Below are 15,936 nucleotides of genomic sequence, written 5' to 3'. Positions count from 1 at the left end.
GGAAAATAAAACGCCTCGGCGAGCCGAGGCGTTGCACTGCGATTCTGCGTAGGCAGAACTCAGCGGCTGGCGAAGTACATGGTGACTTCGAAGCCGATACGCAGGTCGGTGTAAGCAGGTTTGGTCCAGGCCATGAGATGTCTCCTTCTGAGGGTTGGGATAGCGCTATCCATAGTTATAGTCCACGGTAGCGCGGTGATGTTCCAATTAGTTAGGCGGCTATGTTACTCAAAATTTCAACGCCGTGACCCGTGAATCTTTGAGAAAGCTCCTTGCAGCCTCGGTAATGATCAGTTTGTCGCTTGCCACGGTGTGCCCGGCATCGATTCATTGGCCAGGCAATGGTAGCCGCCCTCGGCATTGATCAGGCGTTGCGCAGCGGCCAGCAAAGCCTGGCGATCGAGTTGCCGGATCGCCGTGACCAACTGCTCCCGGTAATCCGACGAATGGCCGGCAAGTTTGCCTTGCCAGAGGAGTTCGGCGGCATCCTTGGTGGACAGTGTGGTGTCGTCGAACTGATCGGCGAGGCTTTGACGCTGTTGCTCGAGGCTTGCTTCATCGAGCGTTTCGATCAACGCGGGAATGCCGTTGAAGAACTCCTGAATGTATTCGAGCAACTTGCCCGCCAGGTTCGTCGGCGATTGCACGCCAAAGACAATCGCGGTCATGCCGTGCAATTGACGCAGCGCGCTGAACACGGCGTACCCCAATTGCAATTCGACGCGCAGGCGCTGGTAAAAAGGCGTCTGGCACAACTGAGCCACAAGGCGCCACGCCGCTTCGTCAGCAATATCGCGGCTGGCTGTCGGGCAGATCAGCAGCAAGGCGTGTTCGCTGGAGGCCGTGTTGATCTGGCTCCAGTGGTACTTGCCTTGGGCGATCGGTGTCACCGGTAGCTGATTGTCCGGTGTGCCGGGAATGCGGCTCAGCGCCAGGCCCAAGGCTGACTGGGTGGATTGGTTAAGGCCTAGAGCGAGGCCGTCCCAGCGCGAAGTTGTCCACAGCTGATTGGCGTCATCGCTGGTTTCAATCGTGGGCAGGGATTTCTCTGGCAACGCTTCGAGTAGTTGGCGGATCGGCATCGACGGTATCTGCACCTCGTCGCGCGGCGAATCGGCGTCGATCATCGTCAGACATTTCAGCGCATGCTCGAGGATGCTGGGCATCGGTTCCTGTAGTCCGGTCATTTTCAGCAGGCATTGGTTACCTGCGGCGCTGAAAGACAAGTCCACTCCGGCTTCGGACGCATCCTGTTGGGTCTGGCGCAGACTGCGCTGCAATCTTGCGCGCAGATCGGCGCTGGCCGCCGTCTCGACCTGCCAGCGCAGGTAAATCGCGCCCTCATCGCTGTTGTCCGGCAGGGCCTGGCTGAACTGCATCGGCGATCGCTCGCGACGACTGCGCGAGCGATCCTGGGCGAAGGTGCGCAGGCCACGGTGGGCGCTGGTCTGGCCGCGAATCAGCCCGGCGTTGGCCAGCGGTTCACTGGCGCGCAAGAAAGGGTTGGCGGCGGGCAGGAGCCAATGATCGCTGAAGTTATCCACAACAGCGATTTCGCGGAGGATGTGCTCAAGCGCGGCAGCGCCGGATTCGGACAGGCCGAATGCTTGCTGCTCGATGTCGGTTCGCGCCAGTTGCAATGCGCCGCTGACTTGCTGCTGGCGCTGAAGCAGGGCGGCGTATTCCTCGCGCAACGGCGTCCAGTCCTGACGGGCGAAGAAGCTCAGCCAGTCCAGCAGGTGTTCGCGAATGGTATCCAGGCGGTCGCCGCCAGCATTGAATTGAAGATGCAGCAGCGCTTGGCCGGCGAACTGGTAGAGCGGCGTGGCTTTCAGGCTGTCAGCCAGATTCTGTTGATGCAGGTATGCGAGCAATCCACCAGGTTTTGCGCTATTCAACCAATGACAGAGAAAAGCCATCGCCTCGGCGGATGACTCGGGCAACGCGTCGAAAGCGAATAACAGGTTCGCGTGAGCGCCGACCTGTTGATAACTGTTCACTGCCAACAGTGGCGGTGCGGCCTGGGCAACTTTATCCCCAACCGGCAACACCGCTGCGAATTGCTGCGCCAGCTCCCGAAGCTCATCGATACTTTGTGGCCCGACCATACTCAGGCTCATTTGCCCGGTTCGATAAAACTGCTGATGGAAGTCTTGCAGCGCCCACTGAAACCCTGGCGATTCGACCTGCAAGCTGTCCCGATTGCCCGCATGAAATCCACGCAACGGGTGGTGCGCGGGTAAACCTGCATACAGGGCAAACTGCTGTTGCGCTGTCGGATCCTGCGACCAGGCGACAAACTCCGCCTGCAGCACTTCCCGTTCACGCAGTTGATCGTCCCGATTCATCCGTGGCCGGGCGAGCATGTCTGACAGACGCTCGAGCCCCGCGCTGAAGGACGACACAGGCAACTCGAAGAAAAAATCCGTGGTGCGCTCACGGGTGCTGGCATTCACTTGGCCGCCGTGACGTTGCACGTAGGCCATCAGCCCTTCGTCTGTGGGAAAACGCTCGGTGCCGAGAAACAGCAAGTGCTCAAGAAAATGCGCCAGCCCCGGCCATGCCAATGGCACGTCATGGCTGCCGGCCGCCACGCGCAACGCGGCAGCGCTGCGCTTGAGACCGGGCACGTGACGCAGGGTCACGCGCAGGCCGTTGGCCAGGGTTTCAGAGTGGGGGCGGGGATGAGTCGGCGCGGGCATGGGCACTTCCAGAACAGTGAAGTGCCCATGCTAGCGGATTAGCGGCGGTTGAGCGCGCCGTAAAGCTCCGGGCGGCGATCGCTGAGATAGCGATTGGCCCGGCGTGAATCGTTCATCAGTTGTCGATCCAGTTCACCGACGATCAACGCCTCGTCCAGACCTGCCAGAGCGATGCGGCTGCCGTCCGGCGCGGCAATGCTGCTTTGCCCGCAATACTGGATATCGCCTTCATGTCCGCAGTAATTGGCGTAAGCCACGTAGCACTGGTTTTCGAAGGCGCGGGCACGCACGGTGACATCGGCAACGAAATCGAACGGAATCATGTTGGCCGTCGGCACCACGATCAGCTCGGCGCCGGCCAAGGCCAGGCGCCGCGCGTTTTCCGGAAACTCCAGGTCGTAGCAGATCAGGAAGCCGAGCTTCCAGCCGTTCAGCTCAACCACCGGCAACTCCGCTTCGCCGGAGCTGAACATCGACCGATCGAGGTCGCCGAACAGATGCGACTTGCGGTAATTGCACAGGCGCTCGCCATGGGTGTCGATCAGTTGCACGGCGTTGTAGATCTGCCCGTCGGCGGTGCGCTCCGGGTAACCGTAAACGATCGCCAGACCCGCAGCCTTGGCAATCCGGCCGATCTGCTGCGCCCATTCACCGTTATAGACCTCGGCCAGCGTGCTGACCGCTTCGGCGCCGATGTTGTAGCCGGTCATGAACATCTCCGGCAGCACCAGCAGATCGGCGCCTTTGGCCTCCATCGCTACTTGATGCAGGCGATGCAGGTTGGCGGCGGGGTCCAGTGGCAGCGGTGGACATTGGTAAACGGCTACGCGCATCGGGGAATCCTCTTACTCGGGCAGGGCGATAGGGCCGATGTCTTTGAACACATCACCCGGGCCGGGGTTCTCTTTATGTGTGGAGCCGCCGAAATGTTTCATGATGCCCCACACCGCGTTGAGCGAAGTCTGCACTGCGCCTTCGACCCACGCCGGTGTCCACGACACGTCGTCGCCGGCGATGAAAATCCCGCGCTGCTCGGCCGGCATGTCGTCCTGCATGAAGTGCGCGTACATGCGCTGGTTGTAGCGGTAATGGCCGGGCAGGGCGCCTTTGAAGGCACCGAGGAAATACGGATCGGCTTCCCACGACACGGTGATCGGGTCGCCGATGATCCGCGCGGCGATGTCGACTTTCGGGTAGATCTTTTTCAGTGCGTTCAACGCCAGCTCAACGCGTTTTTCCACCGGATGCGGGAGCATTTTCAACGCGTCGCTCATCCACGAGTACGACAGGCAGATCACCCCCGGCTTGTCGTCGCCGTTGTCGAACAGATAGGTGCCACGGGTCAGGCGATCGGTGAGGGTCATGCTCATCACGTCGCGGCCGGTCTCCGGATCCTTGTCTTTCCAGAATGGCCGGTCGACCATCACGAAGGTTTTCGACGACTGCATGTAGCGCGTGCGGTCGAGGGCCATCCACATCTTCTGCGAGAACAGGGTTTCATCGCATTCGATCTGAGTGGTCAGCAGCCAGCTCTGGCAGGTTGTCAGGACGGCGGCGTATTCGCGGGTGTCACCGTTGTTGTCGGTAACGGCGAAACGGCCTTGCGGTGCGTGAGCAATTTTCTTCACACCGGAACGCGGTGCGCCACGGTGCAGGGATTTCAGGCTGGTGCCGGCCGGCCAGTGCACGCAGCGCTCCGGCACATGGCGCCAGATGCCCTGTGGCACCTGTTCGACGCCACCGACCACCAGGTGTTGGTGATCGTCGCAATTGGTCATCACCACGCGGAAGATTTCCAGCATCGAATTGGGGAAGTCCGAATCCCAGCCGCCGGTGCCGAAACCGACCTGCCCGAACACTTCGCGATGCTGGAACGACAATTTGGCGAAGGCTTTCGAGGTGGCGACGAAGTCATAAAAGGTCCGGTCGTCCCACAGCGGCACCAGCTTGTTCCACAGCTCTTTCAGGCGCGGCACATCGCGATCGCGAATGGCTTGCTGGATATCGGAGAACTGCGAACCGGCTTCCAGCGCATCTGCCCAGGCGTCAGCGACTTCCTGGAACAAAGCAGGAAGATCCTTCAGGCTTTCGGCGTAATAGGTTTCGCCTTCCAGATCGATCACGGTACTGCCCGAAGCACCGGTCAGCGGGTTGGGGAAAGGCTTGGTTTCGAGGCCGAGCTTGTCCACGTAGTGATAGAACGCCGTGGAGGACACTGGAAAGCGCATGCCGCCAAGCTCGGCGACGATGGCGTCGGTACCGTTGAAGGCTTGCGAGCGCAGACGACCGCCGAGTTTCGACGCCTCGTACACCACTGGCTTCAAACCGAGTTTCATCAGTTCATACGCAGCCACCAGACCGGCAATGCCCGCCCCGACAATCGCCACCTCAGCGCCATGGTGCTGCTCAGGAATGCTCCCCAGCCCGGCGGGATGCTCGATCCAGTCGTCAAACGCGAACGGAAAGTCCGGACCGAAAATGGTGACTGGTTTTTTTCCGTCTGCAGGATGGCGGTTGTTCTTGTTCATGGCTGACCTTGTTGGCGACCCGACGCAGGATTCACGTCTGAGTATAGGAAAAGATGTCAGCCATTCTAGGGAGCGTGGAGCGCGTTAATAAGACGCAATGTGTCGTCGTTTTGCCTGATTATTGTGCAGATTGACGATTTCAGGCTGCATACCGACCAAAATGTGGGAGCGAGCCTGCTCGCGAAGAGGCTCTGAAATTCACCCGAGAAGCTCGATCAAAATCTTAAACCGGCTGACCCCGATCTATCTTGCTACTCAGAATGATAGAAGTCGTGGTCTTCTCCACCCCATCGACACTGCCAATCTGATCCAGCAGCTGATCGAGCTGCTCCGGCGAATCGGTGCGTAACCACGCCACATAATCAAACTCGCCACTCACCGCACACAACTGCTGCACCTGCGCCATCGCACTCAAACGCCGCAACACGTCCTTGCCGGAACGCGGCTGCACCTTGATCCCGACGTACGCCTGCAAGCCACCATCGACTACACGCTGACCAAGACGCACGCCATAACCGGTGATCACTCTGGCCTTTTCCAGCCGGGCCAGGCGCGACGTCACCGTCGTGCGAGCAATGCCTAGCTGACGGGCGAGCATGGCCACGCTTTCGCGGGCGTTGATTTGCAGCGCGGCGATTAGCTGGCGGTCGATTTCGTCGAGGATGGGTTGGCGGGTGTCTGGCAAGGTGGGCTCCATTGGCGTTGAGTCGGAGGGAGGCGCACTTTACAGGCAAATAAGGAAAGGCTTTTGCGCCATAGCAAAGTGGTCACTGATGAATTTGATGAAACAAATGTTCTGACAATTGATTTGACTTGTCTGCCCTGTTTCCCAAGAATGCCAACAAGAGCGCGAAATCTGCTGCCTTGCAGGGCATTAGCAGATGTAGGTACCTCAGCGATGCTGCAACATCGGTGTCAGGTGAGACCTCTTCATCCCATTTCCTGAGGATGCAAATATCAGGATTTAGATGTTACGGGCAGCCCGATGGCTGCCCTTTTTTTGTCCGTAAGAATGTACCGCCTATACAAAAGCTCGCCTTTTCGATGCCTGTTCATGGCTCTCGCCGGAGCGTGCATAAAATTCCACAGAACGTGTCCATTCCGAATGTCTACAACCACAAGCATGTCATTTTTTGCCTCATAGGCATTGATGAATGCCACGCGGTGTCCGCCGTTATCGTATCGGACTTTCCATATTTCAAAGGGTCCCGTTAAGGTATCGATAGCGTGTCGAACATAGCGCTCGCGCGAGTCCGGGCGTTTTTCAACGATGTGGGCCAGTTTGTCTCTCGCAACCGCAACGTTTCCAATCGGCGTCAGGATCGTGACGGCCATAACAGACTCATCGATGAATCCGAAGTATTCCAAGAGTATTCCCAAGGCACCCGCTGCATCGTCAGCCCTTTTTTATTTCTGTGATTGCGGCTGATCGAAGTTCTTTTGAGAGTGTTCTCAAGTCGGGTAGGGCAAGATCGATCCAGGTTGCTTGGTCGGCTGCTTCGCTGATTGTTGGAGCAGCATTCATGAGCATGGAAACAGTCCTGGGCGGCGATGGCGTCAGGAGATTAATTGCTCGCAGGAAAGCCTCACAAGGCTGCAAACGTCCCGGAAGCATCGCTTCAGAATGATCCTACAGATAGCGCAGCTTTCTTCCTGGGTCGGAATTAGCCAGACTGAGAAACCGCACCCACAAAAAAGCCGCGCATTCAGCGCGGCTTTTCAATTTGGTGGGCCCACACGGACTCGAACCTTTATGTGGTACTAAAATTGTGCGCTCGGAAACTGTCCGTCCGGTCTGAATGTCATCGTAAGTCAGCAAGTACAGGGGATTATGGCCATTAGTCAATCGCCACAACTATGGTTTTATAAATACAACCTTGGTGTTGTATTTGGATGGTTTGGCTAGTAAGCAGGACTTCGAAATATTGAGCATTAAACACTCGCCAAAATCCCACATACCCGCAGTCCCCGGGGGCCTGGATGGCTGTGTCAAAGTCGCGGCAATCGCTGACTTGTTTGGAACCCAGCCAGGTTGTCGGTGCTTGAAAGGTTTGGCTGACCAGCGCTGTACTCTCGCGGGCTCCCTCAATGCGTTCGGTCATATCGTCGCGGACGGTGCAGTTGAGCTTTCGACCGATTGCCAGGCCCAAGTCCTGGCCGGGGCATATCTGCACATCCTCGATGGTCACTAGACTGGCCGATCCGCTGGACAACACCTTAATCGCACCCAGTGCCTCAATCGTCTTGATCCCAGCGACGGGCTCGCTGCTTTGCTTGTCGACCTCGACAGCACTGGTCTGATAACGCTCGCTGTTCTCCAGCGCCTGCACCTTGCGCTCTCTGGCGTGGTTGGCAATCCGGGCAATCTGTCTGCCGGCACCAGTTGCCCTCGGCGTCAGCGCGTTGCTGCACGGCTTGGCTGTGTTGCCACAATGTTCGGGAGCTCAAATTCGACGAAGCGCAGATGGTGTATCTGGAGGACGAACATATTGGCCACCTACTGACCCATCTGGCAACGTTGCAGGATGATACGCTGCTGATTTCGGAAGTATGTCTGGCGACCGGTGCGCGCTGGGGTGACTCAGAAGGCCTGCAACCTTGTTAGGTGCGCGGTAGGGCGATTCACTAAGGCAAGACGGAGTCGAGTAAGAATCGAACCATTTCGATCTCTGAAGAGCTTGAGGTGCGGTTGAAGAATGCGCTGTCGTTCAAGCCGTCCTACGATACTTTCAGGCGGGCGGTTGCTGCTATGGAGCTTGATCTGCCAACTGGGCAGTTAACGCATGTTTTGCGGCATACGTTTGCCAGCGGTTACATGATGAATGGCGTGGATATCATTACGCTGCAAAAGGTGTTGAGGCATGCGGCGTTGGCTATGACGCAGAAGTACGCACATTTTATTCCGGGGCATATGGCGGTAGTTATTAATATGAATCCGTTGGCGAAGTTTAGGTAGGGTAGTTGACCGGATGAGTCGGAAAAATTTAGATACAGATTGGGTTCGCAAAGCTTTTGGACTGGACTTTGTAGGGCCGCGTTTGCCTTTGCCGGAATATCCGGTAGATAAGAAAGTACCTTTAAGGAAAGTTTTTGAGGCGATCCCGCTGAGTCCTTTGGGTGCCACCCTTCAGTCCATGAGTCTGACTAGAGGGCAGTGGATTGATCTTGCGGCTAGTGAGCTATTGGCTGGAGTGGTAGCTAAGTGGAATAAGTTATGTGAAGGCGCTGAAAGTGTTGTTTTTCACTATAAGTCGCTATTGGCTTTTCGCGATATTACATTCGTGTATAAAACATTTGATGACTTTAAGAGCTGTTCAAGCTTCAGGTTCTTAACTTCTGGTCTATCTTTTGCGGATGTTTTGCAAGAACATTATGGCTCAAATCGTAATCAAATCAATGCACTGTTTTCAAATATAGAAAGCTCTGCTGCAAGTCGGAAATTAAGAAAAGCAGTGCTTGAGCTTTTGCGGGGCGACTTAGGTAGTAAATATTCAGTCGAATATTTGATGTTGGTGATTATTATAGTTCTCGGGTTTATGGGGAAAGTCACAGATGTTGACGGATTTATCTCTGTTGTTTGTAAAACCCTTCCGTCAGAAAATGTTTCTTCTGACTATTACTCAAACATTTGTGCATGGCAAAAAGGGTCTAGCAAAAGCGACGAAAATCAGTTCGCAAGCTCCGGGGCATGGTTTGTAAAAAGAGATAATGTTCACCTACGGAATGGGCCAGTGTAAATTTTGACTCCGTCGTGAGGTTGCGGGAATACGGCACATTTCAATTGGTGGAAGATCCAGGTACCGGATGGCTGAAGATCAAGACGGAGGTGCAAGGACTGAGGTACGAAGGTTGGATGGCCAAGAGGTTTGCTGTACATATCAGGGACTCAAAAAAATGAGTGTGGACGCTTTCATGAATTAGAGGGCGGGCGACGTGATAGAAAAGGGGAGGCTTTCAAAGTGGTGGGCCCACACGGGCTTGAGTAGTGAGCATTTTCTTGCGTGTCCGGAGTCATTACAGCAACACCACGGGGCGCTGCCCCAGACCCCGCTCTGCCCCGCCCGAGGGGCTCGGGAAGCGGTCAGGCAGAGCCTAACCCCTTCCAGAGCTTAGGCTGTCGCTGCGCTGGGCAGTGGTGCTGTCAATAAAAATAACGGTTTCTACCCGAGCTTTGCCGGGCAGACACTCCGTGATTTTTTTTGACAGTTCAGTACCGAGGTGGAGCAGGGGTAAAGATCTCAAATCGAGAATCCCACGCACAGGGTATCGCTGCGGTTTGGTCGAGCCACGCCTTGCTGTAAAAGCGTTTGGGTGCTCAGGATTAGGGCCAGTCGTTTGGATCGGGAGATGGCCGTGTACAGCATACTCCGCTCCACGAATTCGCTCTCGCTGAGTGAGCAGATGATAGATGTCTGATACTCACTGCCCTGAGCCTTATGGATTGAGATGGCATAAGCAAGCTTTACGCCTAGCAGGAACAGCTCTATCCGAGAGAGGACGACTTCGAGCCCATTGATGCTGAAGATGCCAGCGCTCTCCCCATCAACGACTGTCATACCGGACATCACACCAGTGTTTCCGTTGAACAGGTTATGTTCGTAGCTGTTCTGCGTGACGATGACTGGATCGTTAACGCGCAGCCAATACTTACCCAGTTTGATGCCTGGCGTCTCATCCGTATGTTGAAGGACGCTTTGCAGATGATTGTTAATCTTATGGCCAGAATCAGGCATTCGATCAGACATGTGAGGCGTCAAGATCTGAGCATCGGGGATGAGCTGCTTGATTCGAGCCAGGTGGCGAAGCAAATCCTTTGTGGTGGTGCAGGGAATGAGAAACACCCCGTCGCGCTCACCGTTCCATATTGGAAGGGTGCTCAGTTGCCCTGAGCGAATCTGCATGGAGGTCTTCTGAAGGTCACTATCGCCAACCGTCCTGTGAACCTTGGTCAAGTGGGTTGATGGTATCGCCTTTGACTTAGCCAGCGCGTGAAAGAAGATGCCATAGCCTACCGGGGATAGCTGACCAGTATCGCCGACTAGGAGAAGTGAAAGCTCTTTCTTGGCGAAGGCATTGAGCAGCTTGAGCATCAGTGCGATGTCGACCATGCTGGCCTCGTCAATGACCACAAGCGGGTCGCCACCACCGTTAACCCCAGACGACTCTGTGCTGATCTTGATCAAGAAGCTGTGGATCGTATGAGTGTCTCGATCAATCGCCTCCCTGGCTCGCTCCTTGGCTTTACCACTGAGCGCTAGGACGTGTACAGGGCGGTGTTCTGAAGCGATATCAACAATTGTCCTCAGCACCGTCGTTTTCCCGGTGCCCCCGAAACCAGTCAGCGTACTGATTCGGTTCGTAAGGGCCATTAGCACCGCGCCCTTTTGTTCTAATGTTAGCGAGTGTCCAGAGGATGCCTCCATGCGAGCGCAGTAGCCCTCAATGGTCTTCTCCAGTTCTCGTGGTGAGCTATGGAGGAGCGACATCTGGGCAGATGTTAAGTTGGCTATACGCTGCTCAAGCTGGCTCTCAACCAGCGCGGCACCTAGCGGCTGTATGAAAGGCACACCGCCCAGTCTCTTGATGCATACAGCTCGCCTATTAAGGGCGGAAGTTATTGATAGGTCGACTAGGTCAGGAGCTGGGATTTTCTGCCTCAGTAGCGCCTTAAGATCTTCTAGCGAACATGCTGTGTGTCCCTGATCAAGGCGGGTGTACAGCAGGTATTCGACTATCCCTGAAAGCCTGCGAGGGTCATCTACAGTGATCCCCAGTTTGGCGGCTGCAGCTTCAACCGTTTTCCAAAGGTTTGGATGAACTCCATGAAACGCCACTAGGCTGTAAGGGTTGCGCTTTATCCGTTCAACGGTGTCTGTCTGGCACACCTTGAGAATGCTCTTGGCAAGTCCTGGGTCGAAATCATGCTCCATCAGAAATTGAATGGTTGAAATCTCGTTCTGTAGAGTTCCCCATGCCTCAACGAGTTTCTGGGCTAAGTCAGGATTGATGACTTCAGCCAAGTGGCTGGTTCTTCCAGCTGTCAGGGTCTGAGCAAGGTTCTCAGCACCGAACTCCCGAACCAGCTTTGCTACTTTGGCTTTCCCGAATGCAAGTCCCCGAAATGCCGGATGCTTGATGAGGAGGCGTTCGACATACGCAGCCACCGGCAGGTTAACAATGTGGCAGCTTTCGACCAGCACAAAATTTCTGAACTGATCATGACCCACGATCGCCCCCCTGACTTGCCAGCATTCACCTGGCTGCGGAACGCGGGTGATAATTTTGTAGCTGGCTTTGCAGGTGAAGATCTTATTCTCACCAATGATGCGACCTGAGAAGATAGCACCGCCGAAACTGCCGGGCTTCACCGAGCCCACCTGCACTACATTGGATAGTTGACTCATAGAATGAATGACCGTCCAGAATCAATCATCAGATCTTGCTGGCCATTGACCTCTGAAGCAGCCGAGCGAAGCACGCGCAACTCATCTGAGAGACGCTCTACTTGCTCTCGAAGTAATTCATTTTCCTTTGACTTCTGCTCAAGCATGGATCGCAGTCGGCTGGCCTCTTTGCTCTTGGAATCAGCCATCTCCATTAGGACTGATTCAGGGTCTTTGGGGGTATAGACCTCGCTCCCTATTCGACGAATGTCTTTAGCTATCACCTGCTCAAGAGTATCGCCTTGGGGGCAGAAGACCTTTTTGGCGCTTTCAGAAAACCACTGTCGCCGGTTGCCGCAGTCGTCAGCAATCCGACTGAAATTGACATCCCCGAATTGGTTAACGGGAAACTTTTTGCCAGCCTGCTCCAACTGTGCAACATAGTCTCTGTAGCGCTCAAATGGTGTCCGCTTCGGATTATTGCTGGCCATGATTTTTCTCTTTGGATTTCAACCAAGCAACGAATGGTTCGGTTAGCTCCTTTGGCGCAAGCCCTTCCTCTGGTTCAAGGTCGTTATAAGCGCACGTAATTTTTTTGGTTTGCATATCAACGGAAAACATACCGTCACTGGCGTCCAACACTAGTTTCAAAGCACGACAAGTTTTGTCAAACTTCGTCAGGTTCGATTGATCTCTGTCCTGTTCGTTCGGAATTGGCTTTGGCGCGGCGCCATGTAGCCGGAGGGCAGCTCGAAGAGCCTCCACCTCATTCTGTAATCTTTCAACTTCAGACTGAAGATCGTTTGCCCGCTGTGCAGCCAGCTTTCCCACAAGCTTGTCTTTTCTGGGCCCCATGCTGTCTTTAAAGTCCCAATATCTGTAATAGAGCGGGCCGATCAATGCCCAGTAGTCAGAGCTCTGCACAAAGGTTCTGTATCCGATCTTCTTCTCGTTGACAGGAAGCCCTTCATTGTACAGTTCGGCACAAAATCTGGAGAATGGTGTGATTCCCTCAAATGTGGCCTTGCCTGCGTAGGCCTTTAGTTTTGGTATTACTTCCTCTTTGATCCTACCGATTCGGTAATCAAGATTGCGCTTCTGCGAGCCCGCAAAACGATTCTGGCCTGGCTTGGCACCCTTGCTCATACTTCGACGCTCTCAGGGTTGGATATAAGCTTGAGAATCGAATTGGGACGTTCTATGGCCATGGGCTTACTCATTGCCTCACTCAGGTCATGGAGAGAGAGGCCTAGAACTTCGCAAGCCGATCGGATGAGGCCCCTGAACTCATCGATCAATGTGAACCCGGTAGGCGCTTCTTGAAGCATTCGGTTGAAGTCTCCGGTAAATGCCAAAAGTTTGTTCCGCGCGACCATTATCTGACGTTTGAGTTGAGGGGTGAAGTATTCGGCATGTGATTTAGCTTCGGCAGTTTTGGCTATCAGATTGGTTAGCGTGTGGTCTTCCAGTACTAGGCGTTCCAAGTGTTCTGTTACGATCTCAGGCTTTTCTATTAAAAGGTCAGAACGCGCTTTGACATCTTTCAGCATTTGCTCAAGGCAGTGAGCTGTAACGCTCCATGAAATTATTTCAGAAGCAAGAAACTTACGATGATTGGCCTTCTGAACCAGGCTCTCGGGCGATGCTCCGTTTCTTTTAGCTTCGGCGATATGGCTTTCCAACTCGGTGCATTCATCGGTCAGTACACGGATATGGCCGTGGATTCTGGGCAGATGATCTACCGTCTTGATCGAATAGTAACAGCCCCCGCAGGGCATTACTGACCCAGGCACTGCGCCAAAATCTCGAACGACATCTGCAGTACAGTGATTGGCGTATGGGCAGATGTGAGTCGGCATAAACGCTAGTGAATCGATCGGGCGCTGCTTTGCAGCCCTAATTCCTGATACCACGTCATCCTTAGTTTCACGGTCAAATGATATTGCACCGAAGTCGAGGAGAGTCTGCTCTTTGTTTCGGCGAAACGCCTGCTGTAGTTTAGAGTTCACATCCTCAGCTTTGATAGACGAAAAAGCTGGGCGATCAAGATGCCAGCCCTGCTCGACACTCATTTTCTGATATCTGGCTAAGGATTTTAAGTAAGCTGGGTCTACCTTGGCGTAATACATGACATGAGCCTCGGTCGCCTGCCCTGTCAAATAAGTACCGATGATGTGCGGAGGAAGAATACGAATGTATTCCGACACCACAGATACCCTGCATGAGTGCGGTGTGTGCTCGATTAGCTTGCAGGCCTCTCCTTCAAGCTTAATGGCTGACAAAAAGTCAACAGGTTCATCGATTGTATCAAGTTCAGACAACGCTTCTGGCATCTGATTGGATGCGTCCACAAGCAACTGATACCGGCAAAATAGATCAAAAGAATAAATCAATTTTTTGAAATATTTCATATAGGTATCTGGGTTGAGTGGCCCCGGCTTCATCCAGTTAGGGAAAATCGTTATGATTTTTCCAAACCTGCTGTCCTCATGGTCGTCATACCATACCTCTTCTGACATTGAAGGGTCTTCGAACCAATCAAGCATCGCACACTGCCGATCTAGCAGGTCGATTACACTTTTTGATACAGATGCATCCCAAGGGCCGTTGGCCTTGTCTGTATTGACGTGGAGCTTGCAGATGGGTGGCAACCTACGAGAACGATCAATGCTCTTGTCGTACTTTCTTTTGTCGAGCCATCGGATATGAATGCTCCGAACTCCAGTCTCCAAAGCCACAATGTTATGACGGATGTAGTTGGCCTGAGGATAAAACACCCAAGTGCCATTGTTTTCTATCGAGTGCTCAATTATAGGTACTACCGATCTAGATATGAGTTTCAGTGGCTCATATTTGATCGGCTGATTATCTGGGCTTTTAGGAGTGGAGGGGTCGAATAGTGGGTTCTTGTAGAATACTACTGGCACGTAACCCAGCTTCTCGGTTTGGATGACTTTATGTGCATCATGCCAATTCTTGGATTTGATGTCAGATCTATATTGTTCGTCGTACAGGTTTATCTGTTCGTAGTGAACCTTCTCGGACAGGTAGGTCGTGAATGATTCAATGGCGTAGCAGTATTGAAGTAGGTATGGGAAGTGCTCTGAGTGGAATGCAGGCTTATTGCTGCTAGAGCCCCTTCTGACGATCGGAAAATCAATGTCGGCAATCGGGTTGGAAAATCCAGCCAAGCCCTTGTCGGAGCTGGAGTGTGCAGTTAAATAGTCAAAATACGCATTCAGCTGATACATGAGCTGTTGCACTGTGGATGAAGATCTTCCTGTCTTGATTTCTTTAAGAAGACCTTTGTATCCGTCGCCTTCCATATGCGTGCGATTGAACTCGCTTGGTAGTGGAGGGCGAAGACCAACTTCGGGTAGCGTACCAAATAAGAAGGTATTCAGTATTGCTAAAGCGCGCCAGTATGAGTCGTAGGTCTTAATTCCGCGAGACTTCAGCGTATCAACGAACTTGTCTTGGTATTTCAGCCATAATGAAACTGTTTCCGAATGTTCGTCCGGAATATGAAATTCGCCCTTGTTGATTGCAGCTTTTGAGGCCTGCAAGTCATTCTTGATTTTGTTATCCCGGTCTTCAGTCCTGCACCTGTCAGGGTAAAGTCTCTGGATGTACGAGAATAATGCTTTGGGCGCAAGTGGGTATGTTATCCAGTTGTTGGTGCCCTTTCTAGCAGAAACTAAAGCGTTGGCGCACTCTGCGATGTCGATCGGGTCAATATCTTCAATAACGTACCAGTTGGTTGCACGTACAAGTCTCCATGCATTCCAACCGAAATTGTCAACAGCAGATGCCTTCATCACTGTGCGGATGTCAGGTATGTCAGCATGTTGATAATGGGTCACATTTGGAGTGCTGACAAGTGCCAGGACTTCATGATATGTAGAGGCGGCGAATTCTTTGAAGTTCGATCCCGTGACGGAGTCTCGTACGGTTGGCTTCTTCAGCGTCATTGGCAGTAGAACTGCACCTACGTGCCATAGGAAATGGAGAATCAACAAGGCGTCTTGGCTGAGTCTTGCTAGAGAGGTCTTATTGAGCCAGCTGTGTGCACTTATAGGTAGTACTCGCCTTGCCAACTCTGGAGTCGGTGTTTTTAGCGCGCACAAGAATAGGCTATGCACCCATTCTTCATCCAAGATCAAAGAGTCAGAGCAGTCTAGATGATTTTCGAAAAGCCGGAATATGGAGGCTTGATAGAACTCATTTCTAGGAGAGCTCGTAACCTTGCTTGGGGATATAAATGCCCCATTATATAGCTCGTTCTTTACGCAATCCTTGGAGAGTGAGATCGCAGACTTAATG

General features: G+C 53.6%; 13 protein-coding genes. 2 read left to right on the top strand and 11 right to left on the bottom strand.

The window, feature by feature from the left end; all coding sequences use genetic code 11:
* Window positions 1-59: 59 nt before the first annotated feature.
* From pqqA to AB4O12_RS18990, 7 genes are all read right to left on the bottom strand, one after another.
* Complete coding sequence (gene pqqA, locus AB4O12_RS19020; RefSeq protein ID WP_003444522.1) at window positions 60-134, bottom strand: pyrroloquinoline quinone precursor peptide PqqA; 75 nt, start codon at window positions 132-134, stop codon at window positions 60-62.
* A 156-nt stretch (window positions 135-290) separates the two neighbouring features.
* Window positions 291-2,702 carry a pyrroloquinoline quinone biosynthesis protein PqqF gene (pqqF, locus tag AB4O12_RS19015; protein WP_460059470.1) on the bottom strand — a complete coding sequence of 804 codons (2,412 nt, stop codon included), beginning with the start codon at window positions 2,700-2,702 and terminating at the stop codon, window positions 291-293.
* 38 nt (window positions 2,703-2,740) lie between these two features.
* Window positions 2,741-3,535, bottom strand: coding sequence for a carbon-nitrogen hydrolase family protein (locus AB4O12_RS19010; RefSeq protein ID WP_460059468.1), 795 nt, complete (start codon window positions 3,533-3,535; stop codon window positions 2,741-2,743).
* Window positions 3,536-3,547: 12 nt separating this feature from the next.
* Window positions 3,548-5,230 carry a flavin monoamine oxidase family protein gene (locus AB4O12_RS19005; RefSeq protein ID WP_016772878.1) on the bottom strand — a complete coding sequence of 561 codons (1,683 nt, stop codon included), beginning with the start codon at window positions 5,228-5,230 and terminating at the stop codon, window positions 3,548-3,550.
* Window positions 5,231-5,453: 223 nt separating this feature from the next.
* A complete protein-coding gene (locus AB4O12_RS19000) occupies window positions 5,454-5,915 on the bottom strand; it encodes an Lrp/AsnC family transcriptional regulator (RefSeq protein ID WP_041476707.1) in 462 nt (153 codons plus the stop codon).
* Between the two features lie 272 nt (window positions 5,916-6,187).
* A complete protein-coding gene (locus AB4O12_RS18995; RefSeq protein WP_460059465.1) occupies window positions 6,188-6,565 on the bottom strand; it encodes a PBECR2 nuclease fold domain-containing protein in 378 nt (125 codons plus the stop codon).
* Between the two features lie 503 nt (window positions 6,566-7,068).
* Window positions 7,069-7,560 (bottom strand): hypothetical protein, encoded by a 492-nt coding sequence (locus tag AB4O12_RS18990; protein WP_460059463.1) that lies wholly within the window; start codon window positions 7,558-7,560, stop codon window positions 7,069-7,071.
* A gap of 359 nt (window positions 7,561-7,919) precedes the next feature.
* Between AB4O12_RS18990 and AB4O12_RS18985 the strand changes: the two genes are divergently transcribed.
* Together AB4O12_RS18985 and AB4O12_RS18980 are read left to right on the top strand one after the other, a co-directional pair.
* Window positions 7,920-8,186, top strand: a complete 267-nt coding sequence (locus tag AB4O12_RS18985; protein ID WP_460059461.1) for a tyrosine-type recombinase/integrase — start codon at window positions 7,920-7,922, stop codon at window positions 8,184-8,186.
* 13 nt (window positions 8,187-8,199) lie between these two features.
* Window positions 8,200-8,967, top strand: coding sequence for a hypothetical protein (locus tag AB4O12_RS18980; RefSeq protein ID WP_460059459.1), 768 nt, complete (start codon window positions 8,200-8,202; stop codon window positions 8,965-8,967).
* Window positions 8,968-9,468: 501 nt separating this feature from the next.
* Here AB4O12_RS18980 and AB4O12_RS18975 read toward each other — a convergent pair.
* From AB4O12_RS18975 to AB4O12_RS18960, 4 genes are read right to left on the bottom strand one after another with little or no spacing between them, the layout of a single operon-like run.
* On the bottom strand, window positions 9,469-11,634 hold the full coding sequence (locus tag AB4O12_RS18975) for an AAA family ATPase (protein WP_460059457.1): 2,166 nt from the start codon (window positions 11,632-11,634) through the stop codon (window positions 9,469-9,471).
* Window positions 11,631-12,104, bottom strand: a complete 474-nt coding sequence (locus tag AB4O12_RS18970; RefSeq protein WP_460059455.1) for a hypothetical protein — start codon at window positions 12,102-12,104, stop codon at window positions 11,631-11,633. The genes AB4O12_RS18975 and AB4O12_RS18970 overlap by 4 nt, the downstream gene beginning before the upstream one ends.
* Window positions 12,091-12,759 carry a hypothetical protein gene (locus AB4O12_RS18965; RefSeq protein ID WP_460059453.1) on the bottom strand — a complete coding sequence of 223 codons (669 nt, stop codon included), beginning with the start codon at window positions 12,757-12,759 and terminating at the stop codon, window positions 12,091-12,093. The genes AB4O12_RS18970 and AB4O12_RS18965 overlap by 14 nt, the downstream gene beginning before the upstream one ends.
* The gene (locus tag AB4O12_RS18960) at window positions 12,756-15,584 is read right to left on the bottom strand and encodes a hypothetical protein (RefSeq protein WP_460059451.1); all 2,829 of its coding nucleotides are present in this window, start codon (window positions 15,582-15,584) and stop codon (window positions 12,756-12,758) included. The genes AB4O12_RS18965 and AB4O12_RS18960 overlap by 4 nt, the downstream gene beginning before the upstream one ends.
* Window positions 15,585-15,936 lie beyond the last annotated feature (352 nt).

It is taken from the genome of Pseudomonas sp. S2_A05 (genome assembly GCF_054668485.1).
The sequence above is the reverse complement of the archived record's forward strand: the minus strand, read 5'-3'. Positions and strand labels throughout refer to the sequence as shown.